A 21855-nucleotide genomic window follows, 5' to 3' on the forward strand; every position below is an offset into this window, starting at 1 on the left:
CGAGGCCCCTTTGTCACGTCTACCAGTTCCGAATGATCAGCTCGCCCGACTTGGCCTTTGACCGGCCGCCGCCTCCTACTGTGTAGTTGATATCCACTCGCTCGATACGCAGGCCAGCGAACGCCTGGTGCATCTCCGGGATGTCGTTGACCGAGATGACCACGCGGCCCTGGACGGTCTTGGCTAGGTCGCCCATGCGCTGGTACTGGTGCGGGCCGAAATCGACGCCATAGCCCTCGGTGCCCCAGTACGGCGGGTCGCAGTAGATCAGGGTGTGCTCTCGGTCGTACTTCCTGATGCAGTCGGCCCAGTCTAGGTTTTCGATGTAGGTCCGGCTCAGGCGCAGGTGGGCAGCAGACAGGTCTTCTTCCAGGCGTAGCAGGTTGAGCTTCGGCCCCGAGGTGGTCGAGGTGCCGAAGGTGACCTGGTCAAGTGATAGCGGACACCCCAGTTAAGCGGCATTGGCCAAATGGCCGTTCTTCTCAAATTCGTCCGGGCTGCGATAACCCAGGAACGAATGCAGACGGCGACAGTTGTAGAACATCGTGATGTACTCGACGATATCCCGGCGCGCTTCTTCTCGAGTCTGGTAACTCCGCCAATGGACCCGTTCGGATTTGAGCGAGCCAAAGAAGCTCTCGACCACAGCGTTATCCCAACAATCGCCCTTGCGACTCATGCTGCCTGTCATCCCATACGCCTGCAGCAGGCCCCGAAACGCCCGGCTGGCATACTGCACGCCTTGATCAGAATGATGCAGCAGTTGACCCCGGGGCGGTTGCCGGCGCCACAGCGCCATCCGGAGCGCGTCACATGCCAAGGCGCTGGTGAGGCGCTTTCCCAGAGACCAACCCACGACCTTGCGGGCGTATAGGTCAATCACGACGGCCAGATACAACCAGCCTTCGGCCGTCCAGACATAGCTGATGTCCGAGGCCCATACCCGGTCCGGCGCTGCTACTCGGAAACCCCGCTGCAGCCGATTCGGAAACACGGGCTGGCTGTGTGCGCTGTTTGTCGTCACCCGATACCGGCGGCGATAGCGCACCCACACCCCAGCCTCGCGCATCAGTCCACGTGCCTGATAGCGGCCGACCCGGTAGCCTAGTCGTCCCAGCTCCCGTGCCATGCGCCGCGAGCCATAAACGTGGTCCGAGTCGGCCGCCAATTGGCGCACTGCGTCCAGTTTCGCCTGGCGCATCGGATCTGGACCGCGCTGCGGTCGCCGGACGAAGGCGTAGTAGCCCGCCCGGCTCACCCCCAGCACACGGCACAATCGTTTCACGGAATAAGCCTTCTTCGCCTGATCAATGAACTGATATCTCAGCCCACTTCCTTCGCGAAGAAGGCCGCCGCCTTTACCAGAATATCGCGCTCCTGCTTCAGCCTACGGTTCTCGTCCCGCAGTCGCCGCAGCTCTTCCTGCTCTGCCGTCCGTTTGCCATTCCCCCGAAACGCTTCCTGCTCATCCACCCGGTATTCTTGAATCCATCGCCCCAGCATCTTCGGGTTGATCCCCAGGTTGCGACCGGCTTCGGCCTGGGTGTACCCGTGTTCGGTCACCAGCCTCACCGCGTCCAGCTTGAATTCCTTCGTATAGCGTTTTCTTGTCATCATCTCTCACCTCAGTTGTAGAGCTTAACTCCTTAACTCAGGTGTCTGCTGGCATTGGACCACGTCAAGGTCTGGCCTTCGACCTTGCCACCGAAGGCCATCTTCTGGAGGTAGAAGAACCTGGCCGCGCGCTGGATGTCCGTCAGCGTCTCTTCGGGCGTGATCTGCAGCCACTTGAAGATTTGCCGCGAGGTCAGCGCCCATTTGAATTGCCGGACGAACTCCTCCAGGTGGTGGCGCACGACCCTGTACAGATTGACCAGATCCCCATTCACGTCATTGAGCACTTCGACCTTGGTCGGCGCCTTCAGGAAGTAGAGGGCGGCCGCGCCGCAGAACGGCTCGACATAACAGGTGTGCTCAGGGAAGAGTGGGAGAATATGTTTTGCCAAACGGCGCTTGCCACCGATCCAGGGGATGATGGGTGAAGCAGATTGCATTTCCATTCTGTGTAAGCCCTTTTTGTTAGTTGCAATTGTGTTAGGCTTAGACCCGCCGTGTGCACGGTAAGGGGGCCTTGGCCAAGGCTCACAGGTACTGTCTGTGGGTTACGGTGACGGCCGAGGTGTTCCCGCACCACGGCCGCCGCCCTCTTCTTTATGCCGGCTGCAGAGCGTCCGGCGTCTCGATCAAGCGCGCCTCGTAGGGCAGCATCCATAGGTGCTGCGGCGTGATCCGGTGCAGCGCGTCAGGCCGGAACAGCGGCCGCCCGGCCTGATGGAATGCCCAGGCCGCCATTTCGCTGCAAAACCACCGATCCGGCTCATGCCAGTCTCGATGCAGGCCAATCCCCAGCACTCCCAGCCAGTCATACGGCTTGCCGATCTGCGCCTCGGCGGCAGCGATCACGGCCTGGGCGTCGGCGCAGGGGATCGTCATGACGGCTGCCCGGCTGGCATTGGCCAAGCGGGTCGCCAGCAGCTCGCGCTCGACGCCGTGGAAGGCCACCGCACCGAGCACCGACTGGCCATCGATCAGATCGACGTGCGACCAGGCCGACCAGGTGGTAACGCGGATCAACGCACTGCCTGGATGCCGGCGCCGGGTAAAAAGCAGTTGGACGGCTGACATGGGCTTAGCCCCCGAAGGTTTCCGGCCAGCCGGAGGAAAAGTCATACGCAGCCGGGTCGTCTGCTACCTCCATTGCCGCTCGATGCATCTCTGCCACGGCAAACAGCCGTGCGTCCAAATCACCAGCGGCGGCCACGATATCGATGGCGAGTTGGGCCGTGATGTTGGCAAATGAGCCATTCATCGTTTTCCAGCGCACCGGCTGGCCCAGGATGACGATATCGTCCGTCATGCCCCCGCCGGCAGCGAGCAGGTCGCGCGCCCTGTCCTTCAAGCCGAGGTACTGGATGCGGCTGTCGGCATCGCCGTGGAACCATAACGTTCCGACTTTGATTCCGCCGGTCCTGCGCCTGTCACGCTCGGCTTTGATGGCCGTCCATTGCGCCGATTTCGCTCGTGCCGCCAGATCGTTCGCCCCTAGCGGCACGAGCGCATCGTTTTGCACCCGCCACTCTTGCCAGCTGCGGTATTGCTGCTCGGTGCAGGCAATTTGATCCTTGGCCAACGTGTCGGGTTCTTCGGAATACACGCAACGGGCGATCACGTTGCCTGCTTGGTCGAAATCCAAGGCGTAGAACATCCTCCTCCTCCTTACTAAGCCGGAACGAATAGGTACATCAGGCCCATCCGGATTGAATTACCGGCCCCTCCCGTGACGATTTTCTGGGTGACAGTGCACGGCACGCCGCCCAATACGCTGGCAGCGCCCATCTCCGTCATGCCCAACTGCGTGCCGTCGGTCATATAGGGAGAGCCATTGATGGTCACCTCGTGATAATGGCTGACAGGTTGCGGTGCGCTACTGTTCGCCACGGCCCACGCGTGGATCCTTCCGCTGCATGGAGAGGTGAACGTCAGTATGTTGGTGTAGGTCTGGTCCGACGCGCTCGGAACAATGTCCTTATACGTCCATGCAGAACGCCCGGCTTTAAATGTTTCGCCATTCCTCACTTGGGCGTAGCCGGATACAACAATCCATCCGTTGCCGCCATCCGATACCATGGACATCGTGTCGCCCGGAAGCAATGTCAGATCAGTGAAAGATTTATTATTGATATAAATGGCGTCACCCGCCTGAGCAACGATCCCGATGGATCCGCTAATGCTGTAGAAGGACAGCATCGATCCTGACGGGACGTCGCCGGCGTCGGGCAACGCAACAATGTAGCTCGTACCATATAAAAATATGCATTTTCCGGCATAGTCCGGGGTCAGCGTCATTCCGCTCGTGACTTGTGTGCAGCCACTGAACGACATGCCGCGTGATCGCACGAAGGCGGTATTGGCGATCTTGGTACTGTTGTCGAACTGAGCCGGCGTCGGAGCGGTCGGCGAACCGGTGAACGCGGGACTCGCCAGCGGCGCCTTCGGCGCGACGGCAGTCTGAACGAAGGCGGTCGTCGCCAGCTTCGTCGAGTTGTCCCCCCCTGCCTGCGTCGGAGCGGTCGGCGAACCGGTGAACGCGGGACTCGCCAGCGGCGCCTTCAGTGCGAGAGCATTGGTAACGTTTGCGGCGAAGTTCGCATCGTTGCCCAAGGCGGCGGCCAACTCGTTGAGGGTGTCCAGCGCTGCCGGCGACGAGGCGACCAGGGCGGCGATCGCGGCCTGGACGAAGGAGGTGTTGGCAATCTTGGCGCTGTTGTCTCCAGGTGCCTGGGTCGGCGCATTGAGGCCACCGGCCCACTGGAAAGCGATAGGCGTGGCGTCGACGATGATGGCGCCGTCCGTCTTGAGCATCCAAATGGTGTCCGCGTTGACCGTCCCGGCCTCGACCGGCACCAGCGCCCCGGCGTTGAGCTTGGTCCCACTGTCGGCGTCCGTGGCTCGCGCCCAGGCGCCGGCCGCCGCCACGTAGATGCCGTTCTCTGCGCCCGCCGCCTGGTCCTTCACCAGCACGCGGTCACCCGCCACCAGCACCACGCCGTCGATCGTCTGCAGGCCGGCGAGCGCGATCGCGGCCGTGGTGGCCACGCGCACCGATTGCTTGCCGTCCCGCTTGTTGAGTTCGTCGGCGACCTTGTCGTCGCAGTATTTCCGGGTGGCCAGGACCACGCTCGGATCGACCAACAGGGTGACCGCCGAGGTGTTGGTCACCTCCAGGATCATCCGCACGTAGAGCTGCTTGTTGGAGCCGGCCGCGAGCGTCGGCTTGTAGCTCTCGGGGAACTTGCCCACGGCGATCATCGCGCCGGTGCTATCGAACAGGCCGACCTCCCGGATGTAGAAGCCGCCAACGTTGTCCGGAATCACCAGCTCGGCGACGATCCAGTTGGGGTTGTTGGCATCTACTGCCAAGTGATTGATCGCGCCGCGCCACACCTCGTGCTTGAGGGCGGTCTGCGCTTCGGTCGGGCTGTAGTAGGCACCGTTGTCGCCGTCGCCCACCGCCATTTGGGTGAGCGTCAGCGGGGTTCCGGTCGCCGTCGCGGCGGCCAGCTTGTTGCGCCCGGTCGCGGTCAGGATCGTGAAAAAATCATTGGCCATAAGGGCTCCTTCGGATTAAGCAGTCTGCGGATAGACCCAGACGGTCTCGACACTCCAGTGGCCGATGCCGAAGCTCGGCACCTGGCTCACCTGGTTGAGTTCGGTCAGCTCGTAGGGATAAACGGTGGCCAGCTCGCCGCACAGGGTGGTGGCCGCGATCGCCGGCACCTGGCTGACGTTGGTCAGCGATAGGGTCAGCAGCTCCAGGTGCGAGCGGACGTTCTTGTACTCGGTGATCAGCGCCACCAAGGCGTCGAAGGTGGCCTCGTCAATGCCGCGCGTGGAGAGGTCGACGTTGATCTTGAAGTAGTAGGGCTGTCCGCCGTACTGGAACCACTCGCTGATCTGGCCGGACAGGGCCAGCGTCTCCAGCACCTGCTGGATCGCCCAGCGGGTGCCCTTGTAGCGGTGTAGCTCGATGGCGCGCTTCAGCAGGCGCCTGCGCTCGTCGTCGTCGCGGGCGAACTGCCAGCCTTCGCCCAGGATGTGCAACTGCTCGGCCAGGTTGGGTAGCGCCGAGGCGTTGACCGTATCGACCAGATAGACCAGCAACGGCGACAGGTCGATGTCGCTGATCCGGGCGGCCAGCTGGCCCAGCGCCTGGAAGCGTTCATCGCCGGCCAGCGGCGGCGGGAGCAGCAGCGCGTCAGCCATCGACCGTCCCCGTCACGACCAGGTTGATGCCGGTGCAGCGCGCCCACTCGTTCTCGGCAAGCACGATCTTGGCCGGGGCGGTGCGGACGATGTCGTACACCCCGGCGACCTTGAGTGCGGCCTCGACCTGCACCGGCACGATATCGCGGCCGAGGCCGGCGGCGCGGTCGGCCTTGTAGGCTTCCGCTGCGGCCTGTGCCTGGGCGAGCACGCTGGCGACGTCGGTGTTCTTGTAGAGCACCAGCTGGGCGTCGATGGCGTAGTCGATCGAGGTCGGTGCCAGGGCCTGCACGTTGTCGGTCAGCGGCCGCACACGGTCGGCCGAACAGGTGGCCTCCACCAGGGACAGCATGTTCGCGTCCGGCAGGCCGGTGGTCAGCAGCGGATAGAGCTTGACCACGCCGGGCGTGGGCGACAGCACCGCCACGTCGACGATGCTCTGGTGGGCGCTCTTGGCATGGAACACATAGGCCAGCCGGCTGCCGGCGGTGCTGAAGGCTTCCGGTGCCAGCTTGATGCGCTCGCGCAGGCGGTCGTCTTCCTCCTCTTCGATGCCGCCGGAGGTGACCGTGGTGTTTGCGGCCGTCACCTCGACGTCGCCCAGATCATCGACCAGGTTGTTGATCTGCCCCGGCTGCCAAGCGTTGCCGGCGGCGCCGGGCTCCTCGCAAGTCGCGGCCGCGTCGATCGACAGCTGGCCAGCCAGAAGGGTCACATCGGCGTCAGTGGCGAAGGTGGCCGTGCCGTCACCGCCCTCGACGCGGGTGCCGGCCGGGATCAGCAGGTTGGTGGCCAGCGCCGCCGCGAAGGTGAAGCGCAGCGTGGTCTTCGCCGGTTGCGCCGGCAGGCGCGTGACGCCGACCAGTTCGCCCAGGTAGTCGAGCATCGGTGCGCGGGCGTAGGCGACCAGGTTCTGCTTGGCCGCCTCCTGGATGCCGATGCGCACCAGGGTCTCGCGGTAGGCGATCACATCGATCAGCAGGCGCTCGACCTGCGCCGGGTAAAGCGTCTTGCCGGTCAGCTGCTCGTACTGCGCGACGATCTCGGTCGTGATGGCCTGCGGGTCGCGGTCGATGAAACTCGGCTCGGGCAGGCTCACAGGCGCACCTCTGTCTCACGTAGAACGCCATCTGCCAGCTTCCACTGCACGCGCAGGGTGATCTGGGCCTCCATGATCGAGGGCGTGACCTTGACCAGTTGGCAACGCGGCTCCCACCGGCGGATCGCTTCGACCGTCTCGCGCACCAGATGCGGCACGGCCTGGTCGATCGGGTAATCCAGATAGAGGTGCAGGTTGGAGCCGAAGTCCGGGCGATGCGGGTCGCTGCCCTTGGGGGTGCCAAGGATCACGCGGATGGCCTGGTCGATGTCCGCTTCGGCCTCGACCACGTCGAGGCTCTTGAGGGCGGGCTGCCAGTGAACGGAGGAAATGTCAGATAGCCGGGTCATGCGGCTATCGTGCCGCCATCCCCGGCCGGGGGATATTAAAGTGATTTAAGGCTTGGCCAGCGGCTAGTGGCTGTGGTGGTTGGAGTTGGCGCCGGCATCCATGATCGTGCCGGTGGCGCTGATGTTGCCCTTCACCAGCAGGTTGCCGGTGACCTCGGTCTCAGGCACGTCGACGGTGACCTTGGCGCCGGCCTTGAGCAGGATGTCGGCGCCAACTTCGACCACCACCCTCTGGATGCCGCCCTTGACCGTGAGCTGGTGGCTGGCACGGTCGTATTCCAACTCGGCGCCATCGTCGAAGCGCACGTGGTGCTTGTCGCCGCTGGCCACCGGCGGAGCGTCGGCGCTCGAATAGACCGCGCCCAGTACCACGCCGTCCTCGCCGCGCCCGTCCAGGAGCACCACGACGTGCTCGCCGAGGTCGGGCAGGTGGTAGTGCTTGTCGCGCAGGGTCTTGGCCTGCAGCACTGGCAGCCAGGCGGTGCGCAGGTTGTCGTAGTCGGGCAGGCGCACGCGGACGCGGCAGGTCTTGGCATCGACGGCCGAGACCGTGCCGAACTTGAAGCTGGCGCCGAACTCTTGCAGGGTCTCGCTCATTTCTTCGCGCTCGCTTGGGAAGTGCCGACCACGCCCACCTGGCCGCTGCGCTGGACGCCGTACACGTTGAGAGTCTTGCCGGACTTCTTCTTGGCCGAGGCGCCGCCGGTGCCCGAGGTGATGGGCAGGGCGACGCGCTTCACTTCCAGCTCGGTGATGTAGCCGCCGCGATCGAGGCGGTGGCGGGCCGACTCCACCAGGTACTTGCCGGAGAGCTTGCCGCAGTCGGCCAGCTCGAAGGTGGTGCCGGCGACCAGTTTGGGGTTGCCCGGCACGGTCAGGCTGCCGGCGGTCTGCTGCAGGTTGGCCGCCTCCAGTGCTGCCTGTGCCTTCGCCTGTACGGCCGCCTTGGACCCGCGAGACGAGAGCTTCAGGGTGTCGCTGCTGGTCGATTGGCCGGACTGTTTCCTGGCGGTGGTGGTCTGGCCGACCTCGGTCACCTGGTCGCCCTTCACGCCATAGACCACCAGCTTCTTGGTCTTCGGATCGTGGTACTTGACCTTGGCTTCCTGGTAGATGTCCTTGATCTTGTCGCGCAGGCGGATGGCGATCAGGTCGGTGGCCTCGAGGGTGGCCACCGTGCCGCCGTCGCGCAAGTCGGCCAGTTCGGTGAAGACCAGCTTGCTGCCGACGATCTTGAAGGCGTAGCCGTACTCGCGCGCCAGGCGCGTCAGGAACTCGACGTCGCGCTCCTGGTACTGCGTCACCCGGTCGATGCGGATGTCGCGGATTTTGCCGGTCAGGGTCAGCTTGTTGCGCTTGGCGATGCGCTGGGCGATCGCTGCCAGCGTGGTGTTTTCGTAGGCGCGGCCGGCGCGGGTGCGCACCGACTTCTTGATGCCGGTGGCCAGGCCCCGGATCGATACCGTGGCCGGCGGCTGGGCAAACTCGATCTCGTCGATCTCGAACGCCCCGCAGGGCAGCAGGGGCGCCGCCTCGTAGCCGATCTTGAGCGACAGCGTGTCGCCCTTGCCGGGATACCAGTGGCGCACCCAGCGGCCGTCCGCGTCCTCCAGCTCGACCTCCAGCTCGTCGGACTGCCCGGACAGGTAGTCGGTGTAGGTGACCGAGCGCACGTAGGGCGTGACGTCGCGGGTGATGTTCTTCTGCTCGTAAGAGAGCACGAACACCGGGTGCGGCACTTTGGCCACGGCGGTGGGCAACTGGTCGGTCAGCGCAGCCACGGCGGCAGCTCCTCGGACAGGTCTTGCTGTTCGATCACCGGCACCGACAGCGTCAGGCCACCCGGCAAGGTGGTGGCCAGCGGCACGTGCGGGTTGGCGGCGACGATGCGTTCGTACTGCAGCGGATCGCCGTAGTAACGGGTAGCGAGCTGGTCCCAGCGCTCGCCTTCGGTGGTGATGTGGGTCAGGTACATCAGATCGTCCTCGTCACGACCTTGCCGGCCAGCTTGCTGATGCTCGGCGCCGCCGACTCCAGCGCGCCGGTTGCGGTCGAGAGCTGGCCGGCCAAGTAGTCGATGCGGCCGGTCACGGTGCCGGCGCTGACGACCGACAGGGCGCCTTGGGCGTTGCGCACCGCACCCAGGGCGTTGTTGCTGGCACGCAGGATGCCGGACGCCTCGGGCAACTGGCTGGTCAGGCTGGCCAAGGTCGGCGACAGCTTCTCCAGCGGGCCGGCCACCTGTTTCATGCCGGTTAGCAGGCTGGGCACCCGGCCCAGCGCCGCCAGCGGGTTGTCGCGCAGCTTCTGCGCCAGGCGTGCGGCATCCACCGCCACCCGCAACGCGGACTGCGCCTGGTTGGCGTAGGTCACCGCCTGGCGGATGTTGCCGCGCACCGCTGTGGCGCCGCTGGCCAGCGTGGTGACGCCAGCGGTCTGGCTGGCCGGCAGGGCCTTGGCGGCGGCCGGCGGCAGCTTGGGCTGCACGGCGGGCGGCGGCAGCGGGTTCTTCTTGTCGCCGACGAACTCGCGCAGGGTGATGCTGGCTTCCAGCGCGATCAGCGTGCCGGCCTTGTCGGTGTGCTTGCTAGTCGCCTGCACATCGGTCAGCACGAACCAGCCCTTGTAGTCACCGTTGCCGAGCACCAGGGCCATCGCCTGGTGTGCCGCCAGAGCATCCTTGAGCTTGGCCAGCTCGGCCTCCGGGTCGCAGTAGTGCAGGTGGAAGGCGAGCTGGATGCGGATTTCGTCGAGCTTGTCGCCAATGAACTGCAGGCGCGGCTTGCCCTCGATCAGGGCGTGCTCGGCGAAGTCGGTGCCGAACTGCGACTCGAAACCGTCGAAGTAGGTGATGAGGTCGAACTGGACGTCGCCCAGGAGCGCAAACATCAGTAGGCCCTCCGTGCTTGTTGCGCCGTCACGCGCTTGATCAGTTGCTCCAGCTCATACAGCGAGAGGTTGAGCGCCTCGGTGATCTGGCCTTTGACGCCTTCAGCCGCAGCGCCCTGGACCTGGATCGTCGGGCTGAAGTGGATGGTCATTCCCCCGGCGGTACCGGCCGCCGCGCCTGCGGTACCGGCACCAGCCCGGCCCGCGTTGATGCGCTGCGCTGCTGCGGCTGCCGCCGTGTCCGAGGCCATGCCGGCGGCTGACTTGGAGGCCAGCCCGGCCGAGCGCCCGATGCCGATCGCAGCGCCCTGGGCGATGTTGTCGCCGAAGCCCATGAAGACGCGGGATGGCGACTTGATGCCCAGGGTATCGGCGAACCAGCCCTTCACGCCCTTGCCGAAGCCGACGATGGTGTCCTTGGCCGCGCTGAGCTTGGCCTTGATGCCGCTCACCAGGCCGCCGATCAGGTTGGCGCCGAAGTCGGTGAAGTTCTTGGGCAGGTCGATGCCGAACCACTTCATCACGCCGGCAAATGCCTTGTAGAACAGCCCCAGCGGCGACCAGTTGAGGATCAGCTTGGCCACGCCGCCGATGCCGCCGGCGAAGGCTGCCTTGATCTGGCCCCACAGACCTTGAAACCAGGGCTTGAGCTTGTCCCAGTTGCGGTAGATCAGGTAGGCGCCCAAGGCAATGCCGGTGATGGCCAGACCGATCGGATTCAGGAGCAGGGCGCGGCCCAGCCATAGAACGGCCTGGCCAACCAGCTTGAGCGGCCCCAGCACGCTCATCAGCAGCCCGTGGCCAAAGGGGAGCAGGAAGCGGCCGACTGCCAGGATGGTGCTCCCGATGGAGCGAAGGCTGGCGATCGCGGGAGCGAAGCGTCCGGCCTGCCACATGGCTTGGAGGTACGTCCATTTCCCGGACAGCGCCGTGATGGTGGTGCCCAGCGCGTTGAACGGCGAGAGCACCAGGTTGAGGCCGTACTTGATGCCGATGAAGGCCATCTTGCCCGCCAGCAGGCCGCCGACCAGGCCGATCACGCCCTTGATAAGGCCGGGGTGTTCCTTGGCCCAGTCGCCGAAGGCTTTGATGCCTGGCTTCAGTTCTTGCAACAGTTCGGTCAGCGGTGGCAGCAGCGCGTCGCCGATGGTGATGCCGATGTCCATCACGCCGATCTTGAACGCCTTGAACTGCTCGGTGGCGCCTTCCATGCGCTTCTTGAAGTCGGCATCGAGCAGCCCCTTGCCGGCTGCATCCATGCTGCCTTGCTGGATGTCCTTCATCTCACCCTTGTTGGCGATCGCAGGGCGGATAAAGTTCATTGCCTGCATGTCCTGGAACAGCTCGCCCAGCTTGTAGGCTTCGGACAGGCGCTGCAGGGCAAGTTCGCGCTCTTTGTCATCCTTGAGGGCCATCGCCTTCTGGAACTGGCCGGCGGCCTCCGGGCTCTTCTTGCCCATGTACTGGGTGATGACTTCGAGCATGCCTTGGACAGGCGTCAGGCCCTTTTCCCGGAGGTTCTTGAGGCTCTTCTCGATGTCGATGCCGGCCTTCTCGAAATCCTTCTTCGTGTCCTGCGAGAACAGCTTCTGCAGGAAGTTGCGGAAGTTGTTGGCTGCCTCGTCGTTCGAGCCGGCGCCCTTGCGGGCGATCTGCAGGGCGGCGCCGATCTCGGCCACGGCTTCCTTGCCGGTCACGCCCATTGCCGCAAAACTTGGTGTCAGGGTTGGCAACCACTTGGCCATGTCGCGGATTTCAAATTGGCCGCGCTTGCCGGCGTAGGCCAGCATGTTCAGCGCGCCCTCGAAGCCCTCCTCGCCGACCTTGAGGTTGTCCTTCAGGGCGATGGCCACACTGCCCAGGTCGTCCATGCTGGCACGGGTCGCCGTGGCCGCCTTGGCCATGATCGGCGCGTAGTGCTCCAGCGCCTTCGCGTCCTGGATGCCACCCGCCACCAGCACGCCGAGGCCCCGCCCGATTTCGGCCTGGGTCTGGTTCCATCGGGTTGCCGAATCGCGGACGGTGCCGCTGATCCTGGCTTCCTCGGCCCTGGTGAATTCGCCGGTGATGGCGATGTCCCGCATCTGATCCTGGAAGCCGGCCGCCAGGCGAACCGACTGCACGACCGGAGCGCCCAGGGCGACCGCCGTGCCGGCTGTCTCCATCGCCTGGCCGCGCAGATCGGCGCGGGCCGCCTTGAGCGCCTCGCCCCGCGCCATGCTGGCCGCCAGCTTCTCCTGCTTGGCCCGCAGCTGATCGATGGTCTGGCCGAGCCGCTCATACTGGCGGCGCAGCTCGCCCACGTTGCGGGTGGGGTGCGACATGGCGCGCGCCATGACATCGCCCAGCCGGGCGTGCTTGACGCGCAATTCGTCGGCCGCCTGGCCGAGCTTCAACGAGGTGCCGCGCGCCGAGGCGAAGGCGGCCTGGAAGGTACCGGACAGCACCGCGCCGATCTTGACCCCTACGCGCAGTTCATTGGCCATGCCGTTTTGCCTTTTGCTATCCTAGAAACATGTTTGAAAAAACCGCCCTCACTACCGCCAAGACGCTCTACTGGCTAGCCATCGGCAGCGGCGCCGCGTGGCTTGCCTGGGCGTGCTTTGCGCACTTGCCATTCTGGGTGGCGCTTTTCCTCTTCCCCTTCGCGCTCACCCTGGCACGGCTTCAACCCGCAGCGCCTCGAAGAGGCCGGAGAAGCGGCCAAGCAGCTCGCCGCCCTGCAGCAGGGTTACGGGCAAGGCCGCGATCTGGTCAACCAGTTGCTCGGGCAGGCGCAGATGGCTGGTGCATTCGAGCAATTTTCCCGAACAGTTTCGGTTTCTAAATTGGAAATTGTTAAGAAAAATAAACTGTATCAACAACTTGCTGGAATGCGCGCTCCGAACGGTTCGGAGTTGAAAGGTACATGGGCGGAGTTTTGTGGCCTGCTCGGCATGTCTGAAGACAAGGCCGATCTGGACATCAAGAATCTCCAAGCGTTTGGCGAAGAGGCTCTCGAAAGCATGTCCCGCATGGGCATCGGCTACCGCGAGCTGCGCCAGTTCCGCCGCCTGCCGGACGACCAGAAGACCGCCTTGGGCGATGGCCGGCGCGCCCCTGGCGGCCGGCGCTTCCTTCATCGGCGGTTTGCTGGTGGCCGTGGCGGTGTTCATCGGCCGTAAAGCGACTGCATCATCTCGTTCCGGCGCTTGACCTCGCGCTCGGCGACCCCGATCCAGAACCAGTAGTCCTCCATGTCGAGGCCGTCGATCTCTGACGGCTGAATGCGCAGGACCGTGAGCAGCACTTCGTCCAGCGGCCGCAGCGCTTCGTCAGTTGTCCACCAGGCTGCGAAAGGTGTCGGTCAGCGCCTTCGAGTCGGCCAGGTCGAGCTGGTCGATGTCTTCCAGCGTCAGACCGGTGATCTGGGCAAACAGGAAGTCTTCCTGCTCCCCTTCGTCCTTGCTGTACTTGGCGGCGGCCTTCATGTCGGCGCGCTTGGCGCGGCGGACGGTGAGCTTCTCGATGCGCTGGCCGGCGGCGTTGGTGAACGGGTGCTTGAGGGTGAGTTCCATGAGGCTTCCTTCGCGTGGGTTGAGAAACAAAGAGGTACGCGAAGGATTGTCGGCCGGCGCCGGGCGTGGGTCAGTTAAACGGCTTTAACAAATGAAAAGGCCCACCGAAGTGGGCCTGCAGGGGGAAGAGGTGAAGGGTCAGCCGCCGATGTTGCTGCGGTAGTCGGCCAGCATGTCCTCGCCGCCGACGCGGAAGATGTTGGCCAGGTAGTCCAGCTCCAGCACCTCGTCGCCATCGACCACCTGCTTGATGTAGGTGGCCGAAAAGGCGGAACCGAACTCGGCGTTGTCGTGCTGCTTGTAGGTGCCGAGCGGGTTCTTCTTGAACATCACGGTCAGGAAGGTGACCAGGCTCACTTCCGAGATGCGGCCCTGGGCGCCGTAGGTCTCGATGCTGGAGCGGCACTGCAGCTGCACCGCCTTGAACGGGTTGGCCACGGTCTTGGCCACATCCTTGTACAGCGAGTTCCACTTGATCTCGCCCTCCAGCTTGTCGAAGCCCGCCGGCAGCTCGATCTTGCCGACCATGCCGAGCGCCTTGTGCTCCTGCATGATGGCTGAGATGTCGGGCAGCTTGATCTCCTCGGCGCGGCCGAGCAGCGAGTTGCCGTTCACGTAGATGTTGGCGTTGGTGATGCGGTTGATTTCGATCTTGCCGGCCATGATCAGTTACCTCCCTTCAGGGTCAGCAGGTATTCCGAGGTGATCTCGGTCTCAAACGTCAGGCGCTCCAGGGGCGGCGGCGGGGTGTACTTGTAGCTGATCAGCAGGTGCCCGTTGGCCAGCTCGGTCTCCTCGTTGCGCGCTGGGTCGAACCACGCCTTGAAGCCCAGCAGCGCGCCGTCGCCGATCAGCTTGCGGCCGTAGCCGTTCACCGACTCCACCAGGGCGTCGATCAACGCCTGGTTAATCGGCATGTCGATGAACTGCTGGCTGAAGTAGCGCAGCGACTCGTTGATTACGTCGCCGGTGCGGCGGACGTTCTCGAAGTTGCGCATGTGGCTGACGGTCGGCCAAGCGGCGGTGCGGTTGCCCCACAGCCGGAAGCCCGAGCCGTAGCTGGAGAACACGGTGGTGATGCCTTGCTCGTTGAGCAGGTTCACCTCGGACTGCGGGTCGTCGATCATCGCCGAGAGCTGGCGCTCGACGCCGATCACCCCGGCCAGTTCCTGGTTGGAGCTGGACCACCAGAAGCCCTTGTCCAGATCGACCTTGGCGCGCAGGCCGGCGGCGCGGGCGCTCAAAGGCTCCAGGCGTTCGGCATTGAGCACCGGGTCATACACCTTCACGTGCGGGTAGCACAGCCGGACGCGGTCGCTGGAGGTGTTGAAGTTGATCGTCCCGGCCGGGCCGCGACCGGCCAGCGCCTGGGCGTAGGTGGTGCCGATCGGCGCGTCGATGTAGGCCACCGCGTCCAACTGGTCGGCCATCGCGATCAGCTCGACCGCCACCGAGTTCTGCGTGCAGAAGGCCGGGGCGATCAGAATCTTGGCGAAGAAGCCGAACAGGTTGTAGGTGTCCTTGAGCGCCTTCAGGCCGGTGCGCACGCCCGCCGCGTCGACGACGCCGATGATGTCGTCCGCCGTGACCTTGGTCGGGTCGGCGTAGTCGTAGCTGGCCTTGACGCTGGCGCCGGCCATGATGTTGCCGCCCTTGACGCGGGTCAGCTCGCCGGTGAGCGTATCGACCGTGTAGTCGGTGCCGAGCACGTAGGTGGCGGCGTTGTCGTTGCTCTTCACCACCAGCGCGGCCACGGCACCGTGGGCGAGCTTCACGCGGTCGGTGGAGGCGTCGAAGGCGATGGCCTCGGAAACCACGGCCGTCTTGTGGATCGTGGGGTCGAGCACGTTGATCACGATCACCGTGCCGGCGCCGTGGTCGTAGATCGCATCCAGCGCCTGGGGGATGGTGAAGCCCGGAAGCTGCGAGCCGAAGGCGGCCGCATCCTTCTCGGACAGGGTCAGGGTGGCGACGTTGACCGCGCCGATCGGCGCCGTGCCGATCAGGCCGATCACGGCCGACTTCACCGTGCGAACGGGACGCTTGCCTTTTTCGACCTCGATGGTTTCTACGCCATGCAAGTAGTTTGCAGCCATCGCTTACGCTCCTTTCGCTGCGGGTTCGTCGGTGCCGGCGCTGGTGCGCGCCGACGTCTTGGCGGCCGGCTTCACCGGGGTCAGGTGCCCCAGGGCCAGCAGGGTCTTGGTGTACTCGTGCTCTTCCGGCAGCTCGACCTCGGCGCCGGTATGGAGCATCACTTCCTGGGCATCGGGGTCGTCTGCGCTCTTTTGCAGCGTCACGCCGCTGGTCGGCCCGCTGTAACGGTATTTCATGGGTTCTCCTCGTAAGTAACCAGGGTCAGGGGTGTTTCGGTGTTGACGTCGGCGTCCTCGACCAGCATGGCCTCGGAGGCCACATCCACGGCGTACTGCCACAGACCGGCCGTCTCGCCCAGGAACTTCTCGGACACGGCCCAGGCCTTGCGGCAGTCCGGCGGGCGGAAGCCCACCAGCGCCCGCCGTACCGCATCCACCACGTCGACGGCGCCGCCCTTGCCGTTGAGCTGGCGCAGGACCACCGTGACCGACAGCTTCACGGTGCGCGGCTGGGCGATGTAGGTGACGTCGACGGTCGTGTCGAACTGGCTCCCCAGGTAGCTCACCAGGAGCGCCCCCCTGGGGTGGTTGAGCCGGTATTCCGCCGGCCGGTCGGGGAAATACTCGACGGCCAGCTGGGGGAGCTTCACCTTCAGGCGCTCCACCACGGCGTCGATGATCTGCAGGGTGGTGGCCATCAGTACCGATCCAGCAGGTCAGAGCCGAAGCGGCGCGGCCGCGCACGCACCTTCATCTCGCCCGGCTCCGGTGCGGCTTCTCCGGTCGGCACGCCGATGGTCAGCTTGGCGTCGCGGATGGCCTCCAGCATCTGCAGGGCGGACTTGTAGGTGCGGGTGACCGCATCGGGAAGCTCGCTGCCTTCCGGCCGCCGGGCATACAGCCAGTGCCGCGCCAGATTGACCGTCATGTCCTTGACGACGGACGGCACCGGGTCGAGCGGCAGGTTGTAGCGCCCGCGCAGATGGGCATCGACCAGCTCTTCCGCCTGCCTGACGGCTTCCTCGACCACTGCCTGGTTCATGGCGGTGGCCGACTCGTCGTCGTTGGAGAGCCAGATCAGCGTCTGCGGCGGGATGGCCAGCTGCAGGTCGGCGAGCGAGCAGTAACGCATGTCGCCTCAGAACGTGGTCGGCCGGGCCACAGCGCGGATCAGCGCCATGAAGCCTTGCTGCAGGTTGTCCGTACCGATCGTCATCCAGCGGTCGGTCTCGTAAGCCTCCTCGCTGACGCCGATCAGGGTCTGGTCGCCCACCTGAATGGGCTCGCCGTCCATCTTGAAGGCCGGCAGGCGCTCGCGCAGCTTCTCCACGAGCGTGCCGACCTCGGCTGCCTTGGCTTTCACCTCGTTCATCAAGGCGATTTCGTCCTCGGTCAGGTCGCGGTAGCCGGCGATGAGCTTGTGCTGGTTGTCCATGCTCAGATGCCCCGAACGATGCGGATCACGTCGCCGGCCGCCGCAGCCGCATCCAGGGCGAAGCCGTTGCTGATGCCGGCGGCCTTGGTGATGGCGCGGCCAGCGGCGTCGGACTCGACTTCGGCACCAGCAGCGATGGCGGCGCCAGCTTCCACCAGCAGAATGCCGTGGGTGTTCACCGGGGCCTGTTCGCCGAGGTCGGCGGCGGTCTCGGTGATGCCCAATGCCTTGGCACCGGCGGCGCACACGGCGCCGGTCAGTCCGACGAAGCGCAGCCGGCTCAGGGCGGCTGCAGCCGTGACCGAGGTGGTCAGGCAGGATTGTTGGGTCTTCACGCTTTAGCTCCTTTCTTGGGGGCCTTGGATTCGTCGCCGGCGCTGGCCGCAGCGGCGGCCGCCGGGGACACGTGGTCGCCGAGGGCGGCCGCTTCCTTGTCGGTCAGCTCGACGATGTCGCCGGGTTCGGCGCGCTCGCCGTCGAGCAGCAGCGCCGTGGCGCCGACCTGGTAGGGTTTCTTTTCCTGTTCCATCAGCGGCTCCCGGTTAGGCGTTGGTGTCGGCGATCAGGAAGCCGGCTTCGGCACCGAGCAGATACACACCGAAGTTGTCGGTGTTGCGCACCAGCTCCAGCTTGCCGTCCTCGGTGCGCTTGTCGATCTGCGGCATGCCCTTCTTGCGCAGCGTGTAGCCGAAGGACGGCTCGTAGGGTGTGCGCTCGGCGCCCTGGCGCTGCTGGGCCACGTAGGCGAGCACGATGTTGTCGCCCCACAGGTCGCCAAAGGTGCCCGCGTCGCTGGAATAGACCGCGCGGCCGACCACGATGCGCTCGACCTCCAGGATTTCCTGGATCAGCTCGACGGTCAGCACACCCTTCATGCTGTACTTGATGCGCTCCAGGAACTGCGGGTGCTGCTTGATCGCCTTCCAGGAGGCGGCGCCAATGACAGCGGTGTTCGGGTAGCGCCCGATCTTCTGCCGGATCGCTTCCTTGCCGTCCTCGAAGACGCCGATCGGGTCGGAGTTGGCCTTGTCGGTGAAGCGGCTGGTGCCGGCCAGGACGATCTTGTTGCTGGCCGCGTAGTTCGCGGTGTTCTGCGCCAGATCGGCCACCTTCTTCTCGTGGCGCAGGCGGATGCCCTCGGTCACGACGTGGGTGGCGTGCGCTTCCAGGGGGAAGGCGGCCTCGTCGCTCTCGCGGTAGTCGATCGGGTATTCCAGATCGTGCTCGTCGAGGGAGACGGTGACGCTGTCCACGTCCTCGGGATTGATGCGGTTGGACTTGGCCCGCAGCGCCCGTTCGGTGTTGTAAATCTTGAAGGCTTCCTTGCCGAACTTCGGAATCTTGCCGCCTTCCTTGTCCACCGGAACGAAGGGAAAGAGGACATCGCCCACCAGGTCGGCGTTGCTGTAGCCGGCCGACAGGTTGGTCAGAACCGGGTCAACGACCCGCAGGTTGGATAAACGGCCCATTGAAATCTCCTGGGTTGGGTTACTTGATCACGCAGGAGGCAGCGGTGGCGTAATCCACCTTGTGCTCTTGCATGTACTGGCGAATCTTCCCGTCGAGGGCGAGGCGGTCCTGATCGACGTTCTCGCCGTAGTCGACCGAGTTGCCGGCGGCCTGCTGCCAGGCCTTGTCCTTGGTGGCGGTCTCGCCGAACTCGACCACCTTGGGCAGGTCGCCGAGGAAGGACTTGAAGGCGGTGGCCAGCGGCTGCTTGGCATCCCCCTCGCCGAACTCCAGGGTGGTCTCGCCGTCCGCAAAGTCGAGGAAGGCGACCACGGCGTCCTTATGCTTCGGGGCGAGCTTGCCATCGCCGACGAGCTGCTCGGCATAGGCCAGGTGGTCGCCGTGGCGCTTGGCGGCCACGCTTGCCTTCTCGCGCGCATCGGCGTCCGCCAGGCGCTGTTTCAGCTGGGCGTTTTCGGCCTCCAGTGCGGCCTTTTCCTCGGGTGTCACGGCATGGTTCTCCTCGTGAGGTGGGTGGGTCGGGGAAACGATGGGATCGGCGAAGGCGGCGCGCGGGGCATCGTCGTCCTGGCGCGCGGCTTCGCGGATGGATTCGATCTGCCAGTCGGGCACGACCTGGTCGGCGGTTTCCTGGCCGAACTTGGCCAGAATCCACTCGCGCATCCGGCGCCACAGGGAGGCGTTGGTCTCCATGCCCCAGTCGCCGAACTCGACCACGCCGTCTTCGGCATCGGCGAACTCGGCCTGCTTGAGGCCCTTCAGCGCCGGGGGCTGGGCGCCCAGGAAACCGACATGGCGGAGGTAATAGACGCCGGGGACCGGGTTGTTGGGGGCGTCGGGCAGGTAGAAACTGGCGCTGATCTTCTTGTAACGGCCGGCGGCTACCAGCTCGGCGAAGTCGGCATCGACCTGGTGCGGCAAGGCAGAAAGGCCATCGGCCCCGGCGGCCAGCGACTTCACCCAGCCATAGGCCGGGGCGTCGTGCCTGGGGTGACCGATGACGATCGGCGCCTCGTGCTTGGCCGGGTCGTAGGCGGCCGCGCTCGCCTCAAGATCGGATTCGGAAAACTCCAGCGTCACGCCAGACATCGCGATCTGGCGGCCGGGCTTGAAGATGTGGAGGGGCTTGGTCGTGTTCATGCCGCCATGATCGGCGGCGGGGCGGGGGCGGTCTTTTAATCGACTTTACTGATTTACTGAACGAAAAACCCGGCGCGGGGCCGGGTTCGGGGACGGGAGGAAATCGACAGCGGGAAGGCGGGGGAAGGATGGGGCGCCAAGGCTTCGTAAATTCTTTTAGCGCCCCTCGTTTTTCGTGGGCGGGGCTTTCCCTATCCCGCCCGTCAAAATCGCTTGGCGGGCCTTAAATGTGCCGCGCGTGTTCGCGGACTTGACCGCTGGTTTCTTCGAGGTTTCAAACTCCGTGGCTGCATTTTGCATGATGCACAAATCCTTTAGGAAGCTCTGAATAAGTGCGTTTTATTGGTGGCTCCGATAAACCGGCCGGGGCTACCAGCCGAAAAAGGTCGTTTTTCCCTCCCCATTGGCGCCCGCTATCGGCGCTCTTTCCGCCCCTCGCCCCCGGTTTTCCGGGGCGATGCACGGATTGATCCCTAGGCCGCCCTCAACTCCTCCCGCACCTGGTAGAGATTGCTGAGGGCAAACAGCAGGTAGAGTTGCTGCCCGTTTTTGAAGAGTCCCCGGTACCGGACCTGGGTATAGCCGAATTGGCGTTTGACGATCCGGAAGGGGTGTTCGACCACCGCCCGCAGCGCGGCCAGCATGCGGTTGTGAAGCGCTTGTTCCGCAGGCAAGTCCTCGCCCTTCTTACGCTTGAAGGGAAACGCCCAGACCGGCTCGCCCTCCTGGCGTTCGACCTCCAGATTGCGGTCCTTGCGGGTATAGGCCCGATCGCCCAGGACGACCTGCTCCTCGCCGTGCAACAGGGCCTCGGTCATGACCCCGTCCGCCACCTTGGCGGTGGTGACTTCCATCGTATGCACCAAGCCTGAATCAGCATCCACGCCGATGTGCGCCTTCATGCCAAAGTGGTAATTGTTACCCTTCTTGGTCGAACTCATCTCGCCATCCCGCTTCCGCTCGCGGTTCTTCGTGGACGGCGGGGCGGCGATCAGGGTGGCATCCACGATGGTCCCTTGACGCAACAATAAGCCCTTTTCCGCCAATAGGGCCGCCGTTTCATCGAATAGGGTTTGCGCCATCTGATGGGTTTCCAACAGGCGCCGGAACTTGAGGATCGTGGTTTCATCCGGCATGGCGTCCTCGCCCGCATCCAGCCCGGCAAACTCGCGTAGCATCGGAATGTCATGCAGCGCCTCTTCCATCGCCGGATCGGAGTAGCCGAACCAGTGCTGCATCAGGTGGATGCGCAACATCGTCTCCAAAGGAAAGGGACGCCTGCCCCGGCCGGCCGTCGGGTAGTACGGCGCAATCCGGCTCGTCCACAACCCCCAAGGAATCACCTGCTCCATCTCCTGGAGAAATTTCTGACGCTTGGTCAGCTTTGGTTTCTTCACAAACACGGTGGCACTGAGTCCGAGTTGCTTCATCGGGGGTCGACCTGTCGAAAATTGGACGTTGGGCATTATTTTATCGGGGCCAGGGACTTGTTCAGAGTTTCCTTTACGATGGGTGTAAATCAGATCCCGGCGGCGCGCTTCAGGTGGTCGAGCACGATGGCGAGGATTTCTTCTTCGTCGGCCTTGGACACGCCGACGAAGGGCCGGGCCGGGATGTCGCCCCACAAGTGGGGAAACTCGCTTTTCTTGCCGCCGAACTGTTGCATGGCGGCGTATTCCTTGTTGCTGCCGACCATCACGCGCGTCGGGCCGGCGTCGTAGTGGATCTCGGTGGAGAGCAGTCCGGTTTCGCCGATCAGGGGCTTCGCGCCATTTTTGCGGGCCAGCGTCACCGGGCGATTGTCGGCCCAGCGTGTGCCGTCCGGCCCCCGGCCTTCGTCGAAACGCTCGCGAGTGCTGTTGATGAGCGCTTCGCCGATGTCCTTGAAGGCCGGGCTGAGGTTGCGCCCGGCCTGTTCCAGGTGGGTCAGCGCCCGGTCGAGGGCGGCGGTGGAGATGGTGATTTCGATCATGGTTGTGGCCTATACTGTGGTTGA

General features: G+C 64.7%; 29 protein-coding genes. 1 reads left to right on the forward strand and 28 read right to left on the reverse strand.

What is annotated here, in order from left to right; translation table 11 throughout:
• Window positions 1-19: 19 nt before the first annotated feature.
• From ACWJKU_RS06285 to ACWJKU_RS06350, 14 genes are all read right to left on the reverse strand, one after another.
• Entirely contained in the window at window positions 20-451 is a 432-nt protein-coding gene (locus ACWJKU_RS06285) for a DNA adenine methylase (RefSeq protein WP_454148058.1), read from the reverse strand.
• Window positions 452-1617 (reverse strand): IS3 family transposase gene (locus ACWJKU_RS06290; protein ID WP_454142624.1). Its coding sequence is split into 2 segments (ribosomal slippage): window positions 452-1362 and window positions 1362-1617, totalling 1167 coding nucleotides; the frame shifts between segments, so codons are not numbered across the junction.
• A 29-nt stretch (window positions 1618-1646) separates the two neighbouring features.
• Window positions 1647-2060 carry a DNA adenine methylase gene (locus ACWJKU_RS06295; protein WP_454146852.1) on the reverse strand — a complete coding sequence of 138 codons (414 nt, stop codon included), beginning with the start codon at window positions 2058-2060 and terminating at the stop codon, window positions 1647-1649.
• A gap of 151 nt (window positions 2061-2211) precedes the next feature.
• On the reverse strand, window positions 2212-2685 hold the full coding sequence (locus ACWJKU_RS06300; RefSeq protein ID WP_454146854.1) for a hypothetical protein: 474 nt from the start codon (window positions 2683-2685) through the stop codon (window positions 2212-2214).
• Between the two features lie 4 nt (window positions 2686-2689).
• Window positions 2690-3265 (reverse strand): DUF4376 domain-containing protein, encoded by a 576-nt coding sequence (locus ACWJKU_RS06305; protein ID WP_454146855.1) that lies wholly within the window; start codon window positions 3263-3265, stop codon window positions 2690-2692.
• Between the two features lie 14 nt (window positions 3266-3279).
• On the reverse strand, window positions 3280-5169 hold the full coding sequence (locus tag ACWJKU_RS06310; RefSeq protein WP_454146857.1) for a phage tail protein: 1890 nt from the start codon (window positions 5167-5169) through the stop codon (window positions 3280-3282).
• Between the two features lie 15 nt (window positions 5170-5184).
• Window positions 5185-5823 (reverse strand): phage tail protein I, encoded by a 639-nt coding sequence (locus ACWJKU_RS06315; protein WP_454146859.1) that lies wholly within the window; start codon window positions 5821-5823, stop codon window positions 5185-5187.
• A complete protein-coding gene (locus ACWJKU_RS06320; protein WP_454146861.1) occupies window positions 5816-6922 on the reverse strand; it encodes a baseplate assembly protein in 1107 nt (368 codons plus the stop codon). Before ACWJKU_RS06320 ends, ACWJKU_RS06315 begins: the two co-directional genes overlap by 8 nt.
• Window positions 6919-7272: a GPW/gp25 family protein gene (locus tag ACWJKU_RS06325; protein ID WP_454146863.1), complete on the reverse strand. Its 354-nt coding sequence runs from the start codon at window positions 7270-7272 to the stop codon at window positions 6919-6921. The genes ACWJKU_RS06320 and ACWJKU_RS06325 overlap by 4 nt, the downstream gene beginning before the upstream one ends.
• Window positions 7273-7335: 63 nt before the next feature.
• Window positions 7336-7869, reverse strand: a complete 534-nt coding sequence (locus ACWJKU_RS06330; protein ID WP_454146865.1) for a phage baseplate assembly protein V — start codon at window positions 7867-7869, stop codon at window positions 7336-7338.
• A complete protein-coding gene (locus ACWJKU_RS06335) occupies window positions 7866-9053 on the reverse strand; it encodes a phage late control D family protein (RefSeq protein ID WP_454146867.1) in 1188 nt (395 codons plus the stop codon). Before ACWJKU_RS06335 ends, ACWJKU_RS06330 begins: the two co-directional genes overlap by 4 nt.
• Window positions 9041-9247 carry a tail protein X gene (locus ACWJKU_RS06340; protein ID WP_034175821.1) on the reverse strand — a complete coding sequence of 69 codons (207 nt, stop codon included), beginning with the start codon at window positions 9245-9247 and terminating at the stop codon, window positions 9041-9043. Before ACWJKU_RS06340 ends, ACWJKU_RS06335 begins: the two co-directional genes overlap by 13 nt.
• On the reverse strand, window positions 9247-10161 hold the full coding sequence (locus ACWJKU_RS06345; protein ID WP_454146869.1) for a phage tail protein: 915 nt from the start codon (window positions 10159-10161) through the stop codon (window positions 9247-9249). Before ACWJKU_RS06345 ends, ACWJKU_RS06340 begins: the two co-directional genes overlap by 1 nt.
• Window positions 10161-12647: a phage tail tape measure protein gene (locus ACWJKU_RS06350; RefSeq protein ID WP_454146871.1), complete on the reverse strand. Its 2487-nt coding sequence runs from the start codon at window positions 12645-12647 to the stop codon at window positions 10161-10163. The genes ACWJKU_RS06345 and ACWJKU_RS06350 overlap by 1 nt, the downstream gene beginning before the upstream one ends.
• 117 nt (window positions 12648-12764) lie before the next feature.
• Here ACWJKU_RS06350 and ACWJKU_RS06355 point away from each other — a divergent pair, with 117 nt between their 5' ends.
• Window positions 12765-13325: a hypothetical protein gene (locus ACWJKU_RS06355; protein WP_454146873.1), complete on the forward strand. Its 561-nt coding sequence runs from the start codon at window positions 12765-12767 to the stop codon at window positions 13323-13325.
• Here ACWJKU_RS06355 and ACWJKU_RS06360 read toward each other — a convergent pair.
• From ACWJKU_RS06360 to ACWJKU_RS06425, 14 genes are all read right to left on the reverse strand, one after another.
• Window positions 13313-13450 (reverse strand): hypothetical protein, encoded by a 138-nt coding sequence (locus ACWJKU_RS06360; protein WP_454146875.1) that lies wholly within the window; start codon window positions 13448-13450, stop codon window positions 13313-13315. The two genes, ACWJKU_RS06355 and ACWJKU_RS06360, sit on opposite strands and share 13 nt — an antisense overlap.
• Window positions 13451-13475: 25 nt before the next feature.
• Window positions 13476-13718 carry a phage tail assembly protein gene (locus ACWJKU_RS06365; protein ID WP_454146877.1) on the reverse strand — a complete coding sequence of 81 codons (243 nt, stop codon included), beginning with the start codon at window positions 13716-13718 and terminating at the stop codon, window positions 13476-13478.
• A gap of 138 nt (window positions 13719-13856) precedes the next feature.
• Window positions 13857-14381 (reverse strand): phage major tail tube protein, encoded by a 525-nt coding sequence (locus ACWJKU_RS06370; protein WP_454146879.1) that lies wholly within the window; start codon window positions 14379-14381, stop codon window positions 13857-13859.
• A 2-nt stretch (window positions 14382-14383) separates the two neighbouring features.
• Window positions 14384-15814 (reverse strand): phage tail sheath subtilisin-like domain-containing protein, encoded by a 1431-nt coding sequence (locus ACWJKU_RS06375; RefSeq protein ID WP_454146881.1) that lies wholly within the window; start codon window positions 15812-15814, stop codon window positions 14384-14386.
• Between the two features lie 3 nt (window positions 15815-15817).
• Window positions 15818-16051 (reverse strand): hypothetical protein, encoded by a 234-nt coding sequence (locus ACWJKU_RS06380; RefSeq protein WP_454146883.1) that lies wholly within the window; start codon window positions 16049-16051, stop codon window positions 15818-15820.
• Entirely contained in the window at window positions 16048-16512 is a 465-nt protein-coding gene (locus ACWJKU_RS06385; protein WP_454146885.1) for a Gp37 family protein, read from the reverse strand. Before ACWJKU_RS06385 ends, ACWJKU_RS06380 begins: the two co-directional genes overlap by 4 nt.
• Window positions 16512-16946 (reverse strand): gp436 family protein, encoded by a 435-nt coding sequence (locus tag ACWJKU_RS06390; protein WP_454146887.1) that lies wholly within the window; start codon window positions 16944-16946, stop codon window positions 16512-16514. Before ACWJKU_RS06390 ends, ACWJKU_RS06385 begins: the two co-directional genes overlap by 1 nt.
• Before the next feature lie 6 nt (window positions 16947-16952).
• A complete protein-coding gene (locus ACWJKU_RS06395) occupies window positions 16953-17249 on the reverse strand; it encodes an Acb2/Tad1 domain-containing protein (RefSeq protein WP_454146889.1) in 297 nt (98 codons plus the stop codon).
• Between the two features lie 2 nt (window positions 17250-17251).
• On the reverse strand, window positions 17252-17584 hold the full coding sequence (locus ACWJKU_RS06400; RefSeq protein WP_454146891.1) for a capsid cement protein: 333 nt from the start codon (window positions 17582-17584) through the stop codon (window positions 17252-17254).
• The gene (locus tag ACWJKU_RS06405) at window positions 17581-17778 is read right to left on the reverse strand and encodes a hypothetical protein (RefSeq protein WP_454146893.1); all 198 of its coding nucleotides are present in this window, start codon (window positions 17776-17778) and stop codon (window positions 17581-17583) included. The genes ACWJKU_RS06400 and ACWJKU_RS06405 overlap by 4 nt, the downstream gene beginning before the upstream one ends.
• 13 nt (window positions 17779-17791) lie before the next feature.
• Complete coding sequence (locus ACWJKU_RS06410) at window positions 17792-18718, reverse strand: major capsid protein (protein ID WP_454146895.1); 927 nt, start codon at window positions 18716-18718, stop codon at window positions 17792-17794.
• A 19-nt stretch (window positions 18719-18737) separates the two neighbouring features.
• Window positions 18738-19859: a hypothetical protein gene (locus ACWJKU_RS06415; protein WP_454146897.1), complete on the reverse strand. Its 1122-nt coding sequence runs from the start codon at window positions 19857-19859 to the stop codon at window positions 18738-18740.
• Between the two features lie 473 nt (window positions 19860-20332).
• Window positions 20333-21289: an IS5 family transposase gene (locus tag ACWJKU_RS06420; protein ID WP_454142574.1), complete on the reverse strand. Its 957-nt coding sequence runs from the start codon at window positions 21287-21289 to the stop codon at window positions 20333-20335.
• Between the two features lie 89 nt (window positions 21290-21378).
• A complete protein-coding gene (locus ACWJKU_RS06425) occupies window positions 21379-21831 on the reverse strand; it encodes a phage virion morphogenesis protein (RefSeq protein ID WP_454146899.1) in 453 nt (150 codons plus the stop codon).
• Window positions 21832-21855 lie beyond the last annotated feature (24 nt).

The sequence above is a fragment of the Methylocaldum sp. MU1018 genome (genome assembly GCF_053646775.1).

Excerpts from the sequence above, each read along its gene's own strand:
- ACWJKU_RS06295 (WP_454146852.1), bottom strand. The coding sequence starts at position 2,060 with ATGGAAATGCAATCTGCTTCACCCATCATCCCCTGGATCGGTGGCAAG.
- ACWJKU_RS06300 (WP_454146854.1), bottom strand. The coding sequence starts at position 2,685 with ATGTCAGCCGTCCAACTGCTTTTTACCCGGCGCCGGCATCCAGGCAGT.
- ACWJKU_RS06305 (WP_454146855.1), bottom strand. The coding sequence starts at position 3,265 with ATGTTCTACGCCTTGGATTTCGACCAAGCAGGCAACGTGATCGCCCGT.
- ACWJKU_RS06310 (WP_454146857.1), bottom strand. The coding sequence starts at position 5,169 with ATGGCCAATGATTTTTTCACGATCCTGACCGCGACCGGGCGCAACAAG.
- ACWJKU_RS06315 (WP_454146859.1), bottom strand. The coding sequence starts at position 5,823 with ATGGCTGACGCGCTGCTGCTCCCGCCGCCGCTGGCCGGCGATGAACGC.
- ACWJKU_RS06325 (WP_454146863.1), bottom strand. The coding sequence starts at position 7,272 with ATGACCCGGCTATCTGACATTTCCTCCGTTCACTGGCAGCCCGCCCTC.
- ACWJKU_RS06330 (WP_454146865.1), bottom strand. The coding sequence starts at position 7,869 with ATGAGCGAGACCCTGCAAGAGTTCGGCGCCAGCTTCAAGTTCGGCACG.
- ACWJKU_RS06340 (WP_034175821.1), bottom strand. The coding sequence starts at position 9,247 with ATGTACCTGACCCACATCACCACCGAAGGCGAGCGCTGGGACCAGCTC.
- ACWJKU_RS06345 (WP_454146869.1), bottom strand. The coding sequence starts at position 10,161 with ATGTTTGCGCTCCTGGGCGACGTCCAGTTCGACCTCATCACCTACTTC.
- ACWJKU_RS06350 (WP_454146871.1), bottom strand. The coding sequence starts at position 12,647 with ATGGCCAATGAACTGCGCGTAGGGGTCAAGATCGGCGCGGTGCTGTCC.
- ACWJKU_RS06365 (WP_454146877.1), bottom strand. The coding sequence starts at position 13,718 with ATGGAACTCACCCTCAAGCACCCGTTCACCAACGCCGCCGGCCAGCGC.
- ACWJKU_RS06370 (WP_454146879.1), bottom strand. The coding sequence starts at position 14,381 with ATGGCCGGCAAGATCGAAATCAACCGCATCACCAACGCCAACATCTAC.
- ACWJKU_RS06375 (WP_454146881.1), bottom strand. The coding sequence starts at position 15,814 with ATGGCTGCAAACTACTTGCATGGCGTAGAAACCATCGAGGTCGAAAAA.
- ACWJKU_RS06380 (WP_454146883.1), bottom strand. The coding sequence starts at position 16,051 with ATGAAATACCGTTACAGCGGGCCGACCAGCGGCGTGACGCTGCAAAAG.
- ACWJKU_RS06385 (WP_454146885.1), bottom strand. The coding sequence starts at position 16,512 with ATGGCCACCACCCTGCAGATCATCGACGCCGTGGTGGAGCGCCTGAAG.
- ACWJKU_RS06390 (WP_454146887.1), bottom strand. The coding sequence starts at position 16,946 with ATGCGTTACTGCTCGCTCGCCGACCTGCAGCTGGCCATCCCGCCGCAG.
- ACWJKU_RS06395 (WP_454146889.1), bottom strand. The coding sequence starts at position 17,249 with ATGGACAACCAGCACAAGCTCATCGCCGGCTACCGCGACCTGACCGAG.
- ACWJKU_RS06405 (WP_454146893.1), bottom strand. The coding sequence starts at position 17,778 with ATGGAACAGGAAAAGAAACCCTACCAGGTCGGCGCCACGGCGCTGCTG.
- ACWJKU_RS06410 (WP_454146895.1), bottom strand. The coding sequence starts at position 18,718 with ATGGGCCGTTTATCCAACCTGCGGGTCGTTGACCCGGTTCTGACCAAC.
- ACWJKU_RS06415 (WP_454146897.1), bottom strand. The coding sequence starts at position 19,859 with ATGAACACGACCAAGCCCCTCCACATCTTCAAGCCCGGCCGCCAGATC.
- ACWJKU_RS06420 (WP_454142574.1), bottom strand. The coding sequence starts at position 21,289 with ATGAAGCAACTCGGACTCAGTGCCACCGTGTTTGTGAAGAAACCAAAG.
- ACWJKU_RS06425 (WP_454146899.1), bottom strand. The coding sequence starts at position 21,831 with ATGATCGAAATCACCATCTCCACCGCCGCCCTCGACCGGGCGCTGACC.